The organism is Agarivorans sp. OAG1 (genome assembly GCF_037076485.1).
Taxonomy (GTDB): domain Bacteria; phylum Pseudomonadota; class Gammaproteobacteria; order Enterobacterales; family Celerinatantimonadaceae; genus Agarivorans; species Agarivorans albus.
The window spans coordinates 1,913,718-1,926,386 of the sequence record NZ_AP028990.1 but is presented as its reverse complement, the minus strand read 5'-3'; the positions used below and the strand labels follow the sequence as shown (position 1 = coordinate 1,926,386).

17 protein-coding genes and 1 pseudogene are annotated in these 12,669 nt (G+C 41.8%); 2 read left to right on the top strand and 16 right to left on the bottom strand.

All coding sequences use genetic code 11. From position 1 onward, the window contains the following. Positions 1-93 precede the first annotated feature (93 nt). The 4 genes from OAG1_RS09045 to OAG1_RS09030 all read right to left on the bottom strand — a co-directional run bounded on the left by OAG1_RS09045 (position 94) and on the right by OAG1_RS09030 (position 3,217). Entirely contained in the window at positions 94-1,353 is a 1,260-nt protein-coding gene (locus OAG1_RS09045) for a hypothetical protein (RefSeq protein WP_338625916.1), read from the bottom strand. Continuing rightward, positions 1,346-2,017 (bottom strand): hypothetical protein, encoded by a 672-nt coding sequence (locus OAG1_RS09040; RefSeq protein WP_338625914.1) that lies wholly within the window; start codon positions 2,015-2,017, stop codon positions 1,346-1,348. Before OAG1_RS09040 ends, OAG1_RS09045 begins: the two co-directional genes overlap by 8 nt. A gap of 188 nt (positions 2,018-2,205) precedes the next feature. Beyond that, the gene (locus tag OAG1_RS09035; RefSeq protein ID WP_338625912.1) at positions 2,206-2,445 is read right to left on the bottom strand and encodes a hypothetical protein; all 240 of its coding nucleotides are present in this window, start codon (positions 2,443-2,445) and stop codon (positions 2,206-2,208) included. A 220-nt stretch (positions 2,446-2,665) separates the two neighbouring features. Then, on the bottom strand, positions 2,666-3,217 hold the full coding sequence (locus tag OAG1_RS09030; RefSeq protein WP_338625910.1) for a recombinase family protein: 552 nt from the start codon (positions 3,215-3,217) through the stop codon (positions 2,666-2,668). Positions 3,218-3,524: 307 nt separating this feature from the next. Here OAG1_RS09030 and OAG1_RS09025 point away from each other — a divergent pair, with 307 nt between their 5' ends. After that, on the top strand, positions 3,525-3,716 hold the full coding sequence (locus OAG1_RS09025; protein WP_338625907.1) for an AlpA family phage regulatory protein: 192 nt from the start codon (positions 3,525-3,527) through the stop codon (positions 3,714-3,716). Positions 3,717-3,961: 245 nt separating this feature from the next. Here the strand turns inward: OAG1_RS09025 and OAG1_RS09020 are convergent, their stop codons facing one another. The 11 genes and pseudogenes from OAG1_RS09020 to OAG1_RS08970 all read right to left on the bottom strand — a co-directional run bounded on the left by OAG1_RS09020 (position 3,962) and on the right by OAG1_RS08970 (position 10,953). Next, positions 3,962-4,450 (bottom strand): ATP-binding protein, encoded by a 489-nt coding sequence (locus OAG1_RS09020; RefSeq protein ID WP_338625904.1) that lies wholly within the window; start codon positions 4,448-4,450, stop codon positions 3,962-3,964. 61 nt (positions 4,451-4,511) lie between these two features. Next, positions 4,512-4,997: a GNAT family N-acetyltransferase gene (locus OAG1_RS09015; protein ID WP_338625902.1), complete on the bottom strand. Its 486-nt coding sequence runs from the start codon at positions 4,995-4,997 to the stop codon at positions 4,512-4,514. 115 nt (positions 4,998-5,112) lie between these two features. After that, the gene (locus OAG1_RS09010; RefSeq protein ID WP_338625899.1) at positions 5,113-5,496 is read right to left on the bottom strand and encodes a hypothetical protein; all 384 of its coding nucleotides are present in this window, start codon (positions 5,494-5,496) and stop codon (positions 5,113-5,115) included. 448 nt (positions 5,497-5,944) lie between these two features. Continuing rightward, positions 5,945-6,479, bottom strand: a pseudogene (locus OAG1_RS09005) (integrase). A gap of 32 nt (positions 6,480-6,511) precedes the next feature. After that, the gene (locus OAG1_RS09000) at positions 6,512-7,297 is read right to left on the bottom strand and encodes a PhzF family phenazine biosynthesis protein (RefSeq protein WP_338625897.1); all 786 of its coding nucleotides are present in this window, start codon (positions 7,295-7,297) and stop codon (positions 6,512-6,514) included. A gap of 303 nt (positions 7,298-7,600) precedes the next feature. Beyond that, the gene (locus OAG1_RS08995; RefSeq protein ID WP_338625894.1) at positions 7,601-7,903 is read right to left on the bottom strand and encodes a hypothetical protein; all 303 of its coding nucleotides are present in this window, start codon (positions 7,901-7,903) and stop codon (positions 7,601-7,603) included. Between the two features lie 135 nt (positions 7,904-8,038). Next, positions 8,039-8,299: a hypothetical protein gene (locus OAG1_RS08990; protein WP_338625891.1), complete on the bottom strand. Its 261-nt coding sequence runs from the start codon at positions 8,297-8,299 to the stop codon at positions 8,039-8,041. 86 nt (positions 8,300-8,385) lie between these two features. After that, positions 8,386-8,790, bottom strand: a complete 405-nt coding sequence (locus tag OAG1_RS08985) for a hypothetical protein (protein ID WP_338625888.1) — start codon at positions 8,788-8,790, stop codon at positions 8,386-8,388. Between the two features lie 116 nt (positions 8,791-8,906). Beyond that, on the bottom strand, positions 8,907-9,284 hold the full coding sequence (locus tag OAG1_RS08980) for a hypothetical protein (RefSeq protein WP_338625886.1): 378 nt from the start codon (positions 9,282-9,284) through the stop codon (positions 8,907-8,909). A gap of 58 nt (positions 9,285-9,342) precedes the next feature. Next, positions 9,343-9,855, bottom strand: coding sequence for a GNAT family N-acetyltransferase (locus OAG1_RS08975; RefSeq protein ID WP_338625883.1), 513 nt, complete (start codon positions 9,853-9,855; stop codon positions 9,343-9,345). A 333-nt stretch (positions 9,856-10,188) separates the two neighbouring features. Then, positions 10,189-10,953, bottom strand: coding sequence for an SDR family oxidoreductase (locus tag OAG1_RS08970; protein ID WP_338625881.1), 765 nt, complete (start codon positions 10,951-10,953; stop codon positions 10,189-10,191). 102 nt (positions 10,954-11,055) lie between these two features. On the opposite strand from OAG1_RS08970, the gene OAG1_RS08965 reads away from it, so the two are divergent. Beyond that, complete coding sequence (locus tag OAG1_RS08965; RefSeq protein ID WP_338625878.1) at positions 11,056-11,961, top strand: AraC family transcriptional regulator; 906 nt, start codon at positions 11,056-11,058, stop codon at positions 11,959-11,961. A 48-nt stretch (positions 11,962-12,009) separates the two neighbouring features. On the opposite strand, the gene OAG1_RS08960 is transcribed toward OAG1_RS08965, so the two are convergent. Continuing rightward, positions 12,010-12,627, bottom strand: coding sequence for a TetR/AcrR family transcriptional regulator (locus OAG1_RS08960; protein ID WP_338625875.1), 618 nt, complete (start codon positions 12,625-12,627; stop codon positions 12,010-12,012). Positions 12,628-12,669: the final 42 nt, after the last annotated feature.

Below are 12,669 nucleotides of genomic sequence, written 5' to 3'. Positions count from 1 at the left end.
TAATCACCAAACTGAATCCGAGCAGAGCCGCCAACTCCCTCTCGGTGAGAGGCGACTCTGTTAACTCTCGATGAAATACCTCATGCGGCGTCGTCATTTAATCAGTGTATTCAGTAACGTATTAATAGACTGGGCAATAGCGTGGAGCACTACTGGACAAGGGGGCTCTTTCTCATGCTCAACATACGCAGCAACATCAGGTTCACTAAACCGCCTAAACAGCCAATTGACAACGGTCTTACGCGGCCAGTTTGGATTGACACTTTTACAATTAAATAAGTAAGTATTGAGCTCTTTCATCGTCAACAGCACAGGCGTGTTGCTCTGCTCATAAGTGAAGAACAGGCCTCTATCGCCATTTAACACTGAAGCAATAAAACCATCGCTAGGATAGCGATATAAATGACCGAGGTAGTCTTCAAGAACCCTTTCTAATAATGTGATGACTGGTAAATATCGATATGGAATTGCAGAGGATTTATTGTGTATAGCGACACGCGCATTCTGAGTATCAAAATCATTAACCGTTGGCGCTTTTCGCCGTAAATGACGAGTACACGTAGACAGGCAAAACACTAACATAGCACGACGCGCTAGCGCATTTTGCAATCGATAGCGGTTTTGCAAACTTGCGCAGTGCGAAAATGCGTCCGATGCATCAATCACTTCCCAGCACAAACGCTTTAAGGCACTAGACACCTCTGTAAGTTGCATGATTCCACTACTGCCCGCAAAAGAGTCTAATTGAGATACAAACTTTAACTCTAAAGGTTTATTAAATTTAATTTGATACTCGTTTAGTAAATGACTTAATGCCAAATAATGTTGTTTGAAAAATGAGGTATTGGATTCGTGACAATAATGCGCCTGAGTCAGTGAAACTTTAACTAAAACCCCTTCACCTTGCTTGTAAATCAACTCCCTGACTTTTTTAGCCAAACGAGCCGGAGTTGCTGAGCGATGAACGCCTACGGATTTGAGCAGCTTATTCGCCTTTTTAACAACATCATTTGCTCTCCATTGCGTCTCTAAATCAGCGGTTAGTTGAGGTACAACCACGCTCGGCAAATAAAATCGAAGTGCTGACCCAGCACCGACGAATTCCACCAACTCTGGTGCAACTTTAACTTTCGGTAACGGGAGCGTAACGAGCAGCTCAAAAGCATTACAATCCTTCCCTCCCTCTAGCGAAAGTGAAGATTTCCTTAATTGATGAAGCGTAAGGCCAGTACACAGTGATGCTACAAAAATGCCAAGCAACTCGGTATCCAGGGCACTTTCTAGCAGTAAGAAAGTGCCCTTAAGAGCAGAAGCAATTGAATCAGGATGAATATGATGTTGCGCGTTACTCATGCTCCCCTCCTTCTTCGGCGCTTGTTTTACTCAATGTATCGGATGCCCTTTCATCCGCAATTGAAGAATTTTTCTCCTCAGTAGTACCGAGCTGACAAGCTTGCTCAAGTAATTCCGAAAATGGCTCTAACGCTTTTAGTAGAGCTGGGTTGCCACTGCTTTCTTCTTTCAACTGCCGGCGTAGCGTTGAACCAGGAGCAGCTGATATTCTCTCAATTAGAGCAATGGAAAATGCTTCTTCAAAAATGATTTTCAACTGGTCTTCACCAATCGCAGCGAGAAGAAATTTGTAGAGAGTAATAATAGTTTTGTTACGCTGTTTCACCAGCGGTAATGAGAACAGTGACTTTAACAAGCTTTTTGTTAGCAAAGGCTTCGAAATAAAGTCTGCTTTCTGGTGAGTTTCGCGAGCGATGATGGGAAGATCATTGTACCTAGCAAAACAAATACCAATCGGGGACTCCAACGGCCAAATAGTGCGCCCCTGATTATTCGAACTTATAACGTCAACAACTACAAATTCCGAGGTATTTGCGATAGCCTCTAGGGGCAAAAGCAGCCCAATGTTATAAATTAGTTCACTTAGTTCTCCTTCTCCATTAAGTTTTATTGTTCCATTTTTTATTAATGCTGCGTCGCTGCTTATCTTGTGGATAGTTGTCATACTGTTACCTATAAATATTTTTGAGTGGCAACAGAGTTAGTTTAACTTTCGATACTGAATCGCTTATTTTTTTGAATTTTTCTGGAATTACTCAAACACACCTTCTCTAGATAGAGAGTTCTCCTGAATAATTCGGCTGAGAAAACATAAGGGCTGCACAGCAGCCCTTATTGTTACTCTCAATTTTTCTAAGGTAGGTTTCGATTCAATTTAGGATGGCGAGCCAGCTCTAACTTTACCTTTTCACTAATAATTTCAACGATATAATTGAACACATCTATATCTGGAAAAGGGTCAAGCGACTGTAAATATCGCGTAGGTAATTTATAGATAACGTAAGGATCCAGCATTGCGGCTATATCTCGCGCTGCGAGATCGTTACCCTCAAGCCATGCAACGAGTAAAGCAACTTCTAGGTTTGTAAACATCATATATCCTCGGTTGAGTTAGTGCCAGGCCATTAAATCAAGAGCTGAATGTCTGACAAATTTGCTGCCGAGGAAAAAAAGACCAACCTTATGTAGTTTAACTTTTTGGTTCAATTGTCACGTTTACTCAAAAATATTTTTCGTTGTTAGGATATTTAGTATTTACAGCCATTTACACTGAGGAACTCAAACTTCAGAGAGGGTTAGAGGAACCATAATGCTATGACCTTTTCAAGGCTCGCTGCACACTAGATAAGCTGATATCCAACTCTTTAGCTATATTGCGATAGCTTAACCCCATATCGCGGCACTGCTTAATCTTGTCCTTGTCGATCGTGCTCTTTCTACCTTTATACACACCACGTTTTTTGGCTAATGCGATCCCCTCGGCCTGACGCTCTCGAATCATCGCGCGTTCAAACTGATAAATAGCGCCTAATAGGGTGAGTAGAAGTTGGTTCATAGGGCTGGAACTATCAGCGGTAAAGACTAAATTTTCCTGGTGAAAATGTAGTGATACTCCCTTAGATAGGAACAGCTCGACGAGGGAAAGTAAGTGTCCTGTGTTTCTGGCTAAACGCGAAATGTCATGAACGTGAACAATGTCTCCAGCTCGGATGTGCGCCAGCAAACTATCTAAACCAGGCCGCTGTTTAACAGAGCCAGAAATATTGTCCTCAAAAACAATATCCAGATCTAACCCATTTAACTGCCTTAAGGTTGACTGCTCAGAAGTGCTTACTCGCGTATATCCAATATTTTGCCCTTTCATATCCCCACCTGTATTCAATTGCGTCTAGAGTGAATGAAACGCTTGTGTTCAAAGCGCTAAATTCACCCTATTGAATACGAAAGTCGACATCTGACAAATGTGGTCACATGGGTATACCCTAAATAAAGATTGCCAAACTAGTGGGTTTACAAAAGGAAGATATTAAGTGTCATAAGTGTGCACACACCTTGTATAACCAAAAGGAATAAATGAACCATTGCATGCTTCCTTTTGTTCTAAAAATAGCCGCTAAACCACTCCTAGAAGTTAAGCTAGGACTAGGGAGACTCTAAATATGGAAAACGATATGAACAATTCTCCCAGCGGAACACTACTAAATAAATCACAAGTTGCGGCAAAAACAGGATTAAGCGCCTCCACAATCTATCGACTATGCCAAGCAGGTAAATTCCCAAAACCTGTTCGTTTGTCAGAGCGCAGAGTAGCTTGGAAAAAAGAAGATGTTGAAAAATGGCTAGAGAACCTAAATTACGCATAATGCACGACCCAATGGCTGTTTCGTTCCATTCAAAAAAATAGTTAACAACTGGCACTGGTGTCAGTTGTTAACACGTTTTTGGACAAAAGTTTGTTAGGGCTTTCAGTTATTCAAGGGTGTTTCGTATTAGCGAAAGTATGGAACAATCAGAGTTAACGCCTTGTTAAGCGGATAAAAATGTTTGGTTAAAACTGCGCAGCGAATACGACTGTTTTTATCCGTTTAAGCAACTTGCTAGATTTATTTTACGCACATACTACGGTGTATTCGTCATCGGCGTTTGGCTGCTCAAAAAAACTATCAAATAGCGCCAAGTCTTTTTCTTCAATTTTGAACGAATGAAGATCACTGCCACTGTTTCTAGCCTGATTTCGCTGAAGCCTAACACTAAATGGAACATCAAAGTAAATCTGAGAGACCTCATACCCTTGATCAGAAAAATATTTCTGAGTTTCAATTCGAGAGTTCCTGCTCCAAAAGCCCCAATCCAAAAAAACATTCACGTTATTACTCAAAAAAGACAAAGCCATTCTTTTCAAGTAACTTTCACACCCATCGTATGAGCTATCGAGTTGCTCCCTAGTTGGATTTTGACCAAATACACCCAGTTGAAGTTCATCTAACGACAAAAAAACATTACCACCTTTTTTTTGTTGCTCTCGCGCATACGTAGTCTTACCGCAAGCAACTTTCCCGACAAGTAGAGTAACTTTTGGTTTATTTCTATTTTTCAAATATAAACCTCTATATAAAATTTTAAATTTAACACCGTGTTAAGCATCGGATTCAAGGGTACTATACTTGAGCGAAGCGACCGTTAGCAGACTTCTCCATTACAAAGTTACGTAGCCGTTGACCACGAATTAAGACTTGCTGCTCTTTAATCACCACGAACCCCATACGCTCATAAAATGGTCTTGCTGTTATACTGACTTCAGAGTATAAGCGATTGATGTTCCGGATTTCAGCTTGCTCAAAAACATGATTCATTAAAGCTCGACCAACACCACAACCTTGATATTTATGATGACAGAAAAAATGATCTACTAATCCGTTCTCTTGGAGATCGGTATATCCTACGATTACTCCGTCGCTTTCAGCGATAAAGGGATGTCGAGCTTGAACCCTTTTAGCCCACAGATCAGCATCTACGTTATCCGGTGCCCATGCTTCAACTTGGGCTGGTGAATAGTCACGAATGTTAATGTATCTGATAGTGTTAAAGTAGATACTCCATAGAGCACGGATATCTTGTTCTTGAAAATCTCGAATTGTGACCAACTGCTGACTCCTTGCTAAGTTGCGACTGACAAACGCGACTCTCAATCAAAATCACCGGATTCACTAACCTCAGCCAAATCAAAAGTTCTAAACGTTAGCTGTCGACTTAAGTAATTTAATATATGTTTCCCCACCAGTAGGGCATTAGATCTCTTAACTTGATAGTTTCGCCATCGATGCTTGTAAGAACCTCAATTTCAGAGTTCTCTGGATGCAGTTGCAGCAATAGCTCTTGGCACGCTCCACAAGGAAGTATTACATCATTTCCTTTAATGCAGATTAATCTGATGATTTTGAACTCACCTTCTGTGATCATTGAACCAATAGCATTTCTTTCCGCACAAGTGCCTAATGAGCATGGCGCATCAATACACACTCCGCTGAACTGTTTCCCAGAGGATGTTTCAATAGCTGCTGAAACTTGACCGCAGCTAATCTTGCCGCTGAATTCTTGAGCTCTTAATTTTGATTGCGCCAATGAAACTAATTCTCGGAACATTTGGAATCCTCAATAATCTCATAACATTTATATATAGCGACTGTGCAAGGTTAGTCTACCTTATAAGGTAGGAGGTGGCTATGTGTCGTTACGCTGGAAAAGTCAAAAAAACACATAAAAATCATATAGTAAGCAAACTCAAAATAAGGCAGTTATAGATGAAGCTTACGACAGTTCTAAACCTCTCACTACGTTGCGTAATCGAGCTTACTAACTTTGATTCTGGTGATCCCATAACTCACCGAATTGAGTTATACAAATGCGACCATATTGATTGCTATGATGTAGTTGTTGATGGCGGTTTACAGCAGAAACGGATTGAATGGAGACGTATTCTAGCGTTAATAAGAAAAGCGCTGCCTAGACAATCACGAGAGTTAAACGAATTTACTTTGAGGCAGGGGTGAATTAACTGAAGAAGTGGGAAGCTAATTGACTTTCCATGCTGTTAGCAATCTGTTTGCTCTGACAACCCCAAGGCATCTTCTATCTCAATGCGAAGATCCCTTATAGTATTGTCTAGTTTTGTATGCCACAGCAGCAACTGAACCACTGTAAGCTCTTAGTTCTGGCATAGTGCTGCGTCGTTTTAGTCCGCCTCATTAAGTGTGCCCCATAAGAGTCGGGCTCCAAGTCGAGCGTGCATGCCCATATCCGAATTATGTTTCTGTAGTACGAGTAACTAATGTGCAGCCCGTCTTTACGCTTGCTAGGAAACAAGTAACGCTTAGGTGAAAGCCTCTCCAAAAAATCCAATGGCTAATAGTGTGCTGATTTCTTGGTGTTACTTCGAACTGCGCATCGATATCAGTCTTTTGCTGGCGACATACCACGCGGTCAAACATAGAGCCATTTGATGAGACTTCACACACGCGTAACTTTAGTAAATCGCCAGCCCTCAATTTGCTGTCGATAGCTTGGTTAAGAAGAGCCAATTGCATAATGTTACCTTCAATTTTCAGCCGAGTGCGGATACGCCAAATCTCTTCAAGTTTAAATGGCTATTAGGTTCCAGTTAAATGGCTTCAAGCTGCACGCAATACTGTGAGCGTAGCTGTGCCGATGCAGTAATGTTAATGCTGTCGGCGGTAAGCTCAACCTTGAACTCGCCGCCTTGTTTTGAAAGCTGGTAAACAACCATTTCACTCTTTTCAAGTTTTCGCGCCCAAAAAGGAGCCAACGAACATTGAGCTGAACCTGTAGCAGCATCTTCATCTATACCAACTTTAGGGACAAAATATCTAAGTACGTAATCACTATTATTACCTGGTGCCGTTGCGATGACAGCATGCCATTCTAATGAAGCTATAAAGTCTAGGTCGGGCTGAAACTCGACGACCTGCTGTTCAGACTCAAACACAAGAATTAGATCTCGACTCGCATATACCTCACTTGGCGTGAGTCTGTTCATTGAACATTGAATAAAGCTGTGATTTTGCTTTTGGATAGCCCATTGAGGAAAAAGTAATGACAGTTTTCCATGTGACTTCTTCACTACAGGACAACCATACTTGCTGGTGAAGTGCACAACCCCCTTAGAATAGGCATGTAAGAGTACACCGGCAGCAGCAATGGTTCCGTGACCACACAGGTTGATTTCTGTTTCCTGAGTAAACCAGCGAATTTCAAAGTGGCTTTCAATTGCTACTACAAAGACCGATACAGGTGCAGGCTGTGTACTTGCCAACTTCTGCAGTGATATATCAGAAAGCCACGAATCAAGTTCAATAACTGCTGCTGGATTGCCGCCATCAGTCTTTTTCGTGAATGCGTGAACGACTGAAACTGTTACTTCTATCATACTCTCTAGCATTATTATCTATATACTCCTACCGTACATGATTAGTCTACCTTACAAGGTGAGAAGTGAATATGCTCCAGAAAATATCAAGCTTACTCAAGGCCTAAGTTACATACCGAATCAAGCTATACGAATGCGCCTGAATCGTCAGTGATATTTAGTTGTTGACGGAAAATCATGAAAGAAGCGGGTCAGGTGGACTCGCGTTCTGCCGTAAATGAGAAAAGTGATATCTCAGTGTTCTGGAGACCGAAGTTAACAAACTTTGGGACATAAATGAGTAAGCTGAGCGAATTGTTATGTTTATTCGGCTGAATCGCATGTGTATTCGCAATAACACTCATCAACCCAGCATTCTATTTTTATTATTCCGAACTCTTTGCCTGAATTGACTTCTTTTGAAATAGTGGCACTTTCAGCTTGAAGCAGGCTACTCACAGCTTCCGCTAAACCTTCAAATCCAGTCAGTTCAATCGATTCTTCTGAATAATTTCTCGCAACCTGAAACCAGACCTTCAAAAGACCTTGGTCATTGGCACGGCTAATACTCAAGTCTTTAACAAACTCAGGCCTTGAGAACTCTAGTAGTGTTTTATACTCGGACACAACCTCTCCTAAAATATAACGCCAGCTTTAGACGAGCAGAACACAGAAGTTGCCTTGTGTTATGTTGGATCGAAGCGAAAACAAAAGACAGCAGAAATGCTTAGCGTAGTTATTTAATGCATTTGCTATGCAACTCTAGAATGTTCTACCAAGCGCTATTAATAGGCCCGTAGCCACCATTTCTGAATTTGTTACCTGATTAATCTTATGACCAAGCATGTACGGATCAAATTCTGTATCATTTGGACTAAGCTTTCTACGGCCATGTTCTGTCTTTTTCCAAGGCCCTAACAATGAAATAATGTGTTCTAACTGTTCTAGTTGCTCTTCTGAACCTTTGAAATAAAAATATCGACCTTCAGATTCAAGGCCAAAGCTAACTGATATTTCATTCATCAATAATTAACCCTTCGATATATCCATAATTTTCACATAACGCCTTTACCCCGAGGAGCGTATCGACGTGTTAGTGACTTGCATTGTTATAAACCAGAGGCCAATTTAAAACTAACGGGAGTGCCGCCATGAATACTTTCTGGATGTTCGGGCATACCACCGACCCAGAATTCAAAACCAAACAGGCTTGCATATTTGCCACCGCCAAAGCCACTTAAAGCGAAGCGAACCCTCTCCCATTCATCATTAAGACACCGGAAGTGGAAGATCCCGTCGATGATACGAAAGTGCTCCTTGGGGCATGTGAGCTCTAAGTCATCAATTCGGTAGAAGATTTTGTTCGTAGAGAACAACAGGCGAGACTCAGTTCTGCCTTTAAGCTTCCCGTACGTATTAATGGAAACCCACTCGCCTTCCAGTTTATTTTCGTTCAAAGGAACCGCGAAGGATTTGCAGCTAAACAACACAAGAAATATCAGTAAGCTTTTCATAGTTTCCTTGGCTTATAACGTCGCGTTAAGGCGCGGAACACCGAGCACTACACTTGAGCGGAGCGAAACCAGCGCACGGTATAGAGTCGCTCTTAAACTCTTTGTTATGCTGTGGGTTAGAAGGGTAACTCGTCAGCTCCAACACCAATATAGTCTGGTGCTAAGTATGCTGGAAACTGAACAGCTCTAATTGTTTCATGCCCCTTCATTGCAGCTTTGCAAACTCGGTGCATACCGTCCATCACCCGCCCTTTATGGCAGAGAATAATGGGATATGATAAGTCTGCTTTCTGTATGAGCGATGCATGCTCCAAAACATTCCTGCACGTTGGTCGAGCATCGCCTAGGTCGTACCAAAACTCTTCTTCGAGCTCTTTGATATCAGATAGCTGAATTTCAAGCACCGGAAGTTCACGGGAAAGCTCAATAAGCCGAAATACATCCCAAGAAAGTAAACCCTTGCTTGAAGCTCGAAAGTGATATTGTTGTCTCATGTGTCTCCATACAGCGTAACGCCTCTCTTAAACGCTTTGTTAGGTGAATTTTCTACAACTAGTAAACACTACCTTTGAATTCGACAATCTCACCAGTTGCTAGCTTATGATTAGAATGTGGCTTCACCATGCCGCCGCGATACACAAAGGTATTCCATTGGTTTTTTTCACTGTCAAAGTAGTTGATTGGTGACCGAAGATCATCGTAGCCACAACCTCTGTAGACATTTGGCTCATAGGCAAATAGAAACGAGTACATAATACCTAAAGAAAGCAAATGGCCTTCGAGAGCTGCTACTATCGATTTACTCATACCCTGCCCTCGATAACTTTCTTTGATAGCAATACCACCAATAATTCCAGCCAAAAAGGTGTGGGTCCCTTGGGACATTTCACGCGCATAAGCTAATCCACAACCGACAATCTCATCATCGACCTGAACAATAGCTGCACACTGAAAATCTGAATTCAGCTTTATGCTAGCACCACTACCAAAAACAGAAATGAGAAAACTGTTTATCGAGTCTTTGTAAGGTTCAATTTTAACTCTATCAACAACTGATATACGCAAAGAAACCTCCATTCACCTAACAGATTATTAAGAGGATAGATTCCTTGTTTAAACAAGGAATCTATCCTCTTATCATACATTTGATGAAACCCAGATTATCACTTTTTCTAAGCTACATCAGCCATCTAACTCGAAAAAAATAATAACAACATCAGCACGAAAGAATGCAAACCTTTGCGGAAAGAAGGCTAAAAAGATAGGGAGATAAAATCCGACTTAGGTTGGGCTGACTCTTTTATATACTTCATCGGATAAACGTCATTACTTTTCCTAGGTTTTCTTTAGAGCGCATTAGTTTACCCTGATACAATTGTATCAGGGTAAACAGCCAGTTTATCCGGCGCAGACTTCTTGTTGAGCGCGTATTGCGTCTTTTCCGGCAACCAACTTGAATGGGCTTTCGATGTCAGTTGCGGCTCGCCAAACGGCCTCCACCACATCCTGGTTCTGTGTAAGATCCTCTGGTGAAGTAGAAGTGAACTTACTCATTACTTCTTCAATGAAAGGTTCATACTCAGTAGGAGCTTGACTGCTCTGATCCATTGCAGCGATAGCATTTTTGCTAAAATTAGTGCCCGGAGATTGACCCGGCAAAACAAGATGCACGTTTATCCCCAAGGGTTTTAGCTCCAAAGCCAAACACTCAGAAAATGCATTTAAGGCAGCTTTACTCGCGGTATAAGCAGCCAACAAAGGCAGTGGCTTTATAGTGACACTGGAAGATACGTTGATTATAGTCCCCACCCCGTTGGCCCGCATTCCGGGTAGCACCGCTCTTATCATCTCAAAACAACCAAATGTATTGGTATTAAAGATATTTCTGATAACCTTGTCAGGTGCGCCTTCTAATACTGATAACCACCCTACACCAGCGTTGTTAACCAGCACATCAACATCACCTGCCAGCTCGGCAGCTTGATTGATGCTTTCTGTTTGAGTTACATCCAATTCTATCAGCTTTAAGTTCTCAGATTGGGGCAGTAAGCTGAGATTGACTCTTCTCATGGTTGCAATAACCTTCCAACCATTGGCTAAAAAATGATGAGCAATAGCTAAACCAAATCCTGATGAGCACCCTGTGATTAATACTGTTTTCATAAGCTCTCCTAGTTGTGTCTACCTTTTCGGCAAGCCAATATTGACAGCTTGATACACGCTGTGAATACTCGACAGTGCAGATTTGTTTATCAATGGTATTTTATGCAGGATCCTCTTTCTGAAGTTGTCTCCCTTTTAGCCCCTTATGCTCCAGAAATTAAACTCGCTGAAGCAAGCGGGCCTTTTCAAGTTCAAAGAGCTAGGCTAGACAGGTTATTCTATTGTCTAGCAGTTACAGGTGAGGTGTTAGTATCGGTAAACGATGCCCCTCCAATTCAGCTAAATGAATCCGACTTTATACTTATTCCTGAAGCGCAAAAAGCCGCGATCTCCTCCGTTCAACCAACAACTTCTAGCTTTTTCAACAAGCCACAACAAATAGGCCCCGGCAGAGTGTGGATTGGCGAGCATGGAGCGGATATAAGCACCCGCATGATAATTGGTCACTGTAGCTTTAAATGTCAGGATAAGGACATGTTGCTATCATTGCTTCCTTCAAGCATGGTCCTACGGGGAAAGGAGCAAATTACTGCTATAACATCTTTGATCAAAGAAGAAGTTTTAGCACCTAAACCTGCTGGAGAGGTCATCACCGACTATTTGTTACGAATACTGTTGATAAACGCATTTCGCTCAGCTCACCTTTCCAATGAACTTCCTAGCCTAATACGTGGATTGGCTGATAAATGCGTTGCTAAAGCTTTAAGAGCTATCCATGATCAACCTGCATATCCTTGGTCTGGTGAGTGTTTAGCTGCGGAAGCTGGAATGTCACGCTCTGCTTTTTTTTCACGATTTAAAGATACTGTAGGTATGACGCCCTTAAGTTATCTTCTGCAATGGAGAATGGCCAAGGCCAAATCCCTTCTTAAAGAAGGGAGAGAACCAGTCATCTCTATTGCATTAGAAGTCGGGTATAATTCAAGCAGTTCGTTCAGCAGCGCTTTCCTGCGGCATGAAGGGGTATCTCCCTCAGCTTTCAGAGGACAGCTTGTGGAAAACAACTAGCTTGAGTTCGGCCATTAACTTAGTGCTGCTTGCAGATGCTTTAACAAGCTAGTCAATAAGGTATCGGACAATCAAGCTAGTTAATTTATCTAGGTACTTTTTATCTGCCCTATTTTTGGTAATCACCATACGCCAGTAAATCATGCTACCCAGCATATCCAAAGTCATCTCGATATCTTTATCAGGACCAATTTGCCTTCGTTCAATTGCCCCCTGTATTACTTTTTCTGCGCTAGACCTACGTTGAACCTGCACTGTTGCGCGTATTTCCGAAGCTAACGCTTGATTACGTCCCATTTCTGCATGTAAATCGGGAAGAATCCTTGCTATCAAAGGATGGCGAAGCAACCTTCTAAGCTGGAGCAGTATCTGATGAACATCCTGATAAAGGTCACCTGTATCAGGAGTCACAAACAAGTTAACTCCCACTTTGTTTACTAGATCTGTAACCATGACTAGTTTAGAAGGCCAGCGACGGTAAATTGCCGCTTTACCTACTCCAGCTCTTTTAGCAACTGCCTCAATTGAAATAGCTGAGTATCCTGTAACAGCCCACTCCTCAAAGAGAGCTTTTTCAATTGCTCTGGTTACTGATTCTTTTTTAACTGCTGCTCCACTAGGTTTACGACGCGTAGATTTATTTTCGTCGATACACTTGCGTTCCATTCAAAATCCCCTATAGTTACATTATCAATGATACGATACCGT

Coding starts and splice junctions, on each gene's coding strand:
- OAG1_RS09045 (WP_338625916.1), bottom strand. CDS start 1,353: ATGAGTAACGCGCAACATCATATTCATCCTGATTCAATTGCTTCTGCT.
- OAG1_RS09040 (WP_338625914.1), bottom strand. CDS start 2,017: ATGACAACTATCCACAAGATAAGCAGCGACGCAGCATTAATAAAAAAT.
- OAG1_RS09035 (WP_338625912.1), bottom strand. CDS start 2,445: ATGTTTACAAACCTAGAAGTTGCTTTACTCGTTGCATGGCTTGAGGGT.
- OAG1_RS09030 (WP_338625910.1), bottom strand. CDS start 3,217: ATGAAAGGGCAAAATATTGGATATACGCGAGTAAGCACTTCTGAGCAG.
- OAG1_RS09025 (WP_338625907.1), top strand. CDS start 3,525: ATGAACAATTCTCCCAGCGGAACACTACTAAATAAATCACAAGTTGCG.
- OAG1_RS09010 (WP_338625899.1), bottom strand. CDS start 5,496: ATGTTCCGAGAATTAGTTTCATTGGCGCAATCAAAATTAAGAGCTCAA.
- OAG1_RS09000 (WP_338625897.1), bottom strand. CDS start 7,297: ATGATAGAAGTAACAGTTTCAGTCGTTCACGCATTCACGAAAAAGACT.
- OAG1_RS08990 (WP_338625891.1), bottom strand. CDS start 8,299: ATGAATGAAATATCAGTTAGCTTTGGCCTTGAATCTGAAGGTCGATAT.
- OAG1_RS08985 (WP_338625888.1), bottom strand. CDS start 8,790: ATGAAAAGCTTACTGATATTTCTTGTGTTGTTTAGCTGCAAATCCTTC.
- OAG1_RS08980 (WP_338625886.1), bottom strand. CDS start 9,284: ATGAGACAACAATATCACTTTCGAGCTTCAAGCAAGGGTTTACTTTCT.
- OAG1_RS08970 (WP_338625881.1), bottom strand. CDS start 10,953: ATGAAAACAGTATTAATCACAGGGTGCTCATCAGGATTTGGTTTAGCT.
- OAG1_RS08965 (WP_338625878.1), top strand. CDS start 11,056: ATGCAGGATCCTCTTTCTGAAGTTGTCTCCCTTTTAGCCCCTTATGCT.
- OAG1_RS08960 (WP_338625875.1), bottom strand. CDS start 12,627: ATGGAACGCAAGTGTATCGACGAAAATAAATCTACGCGTCGTAAACCT.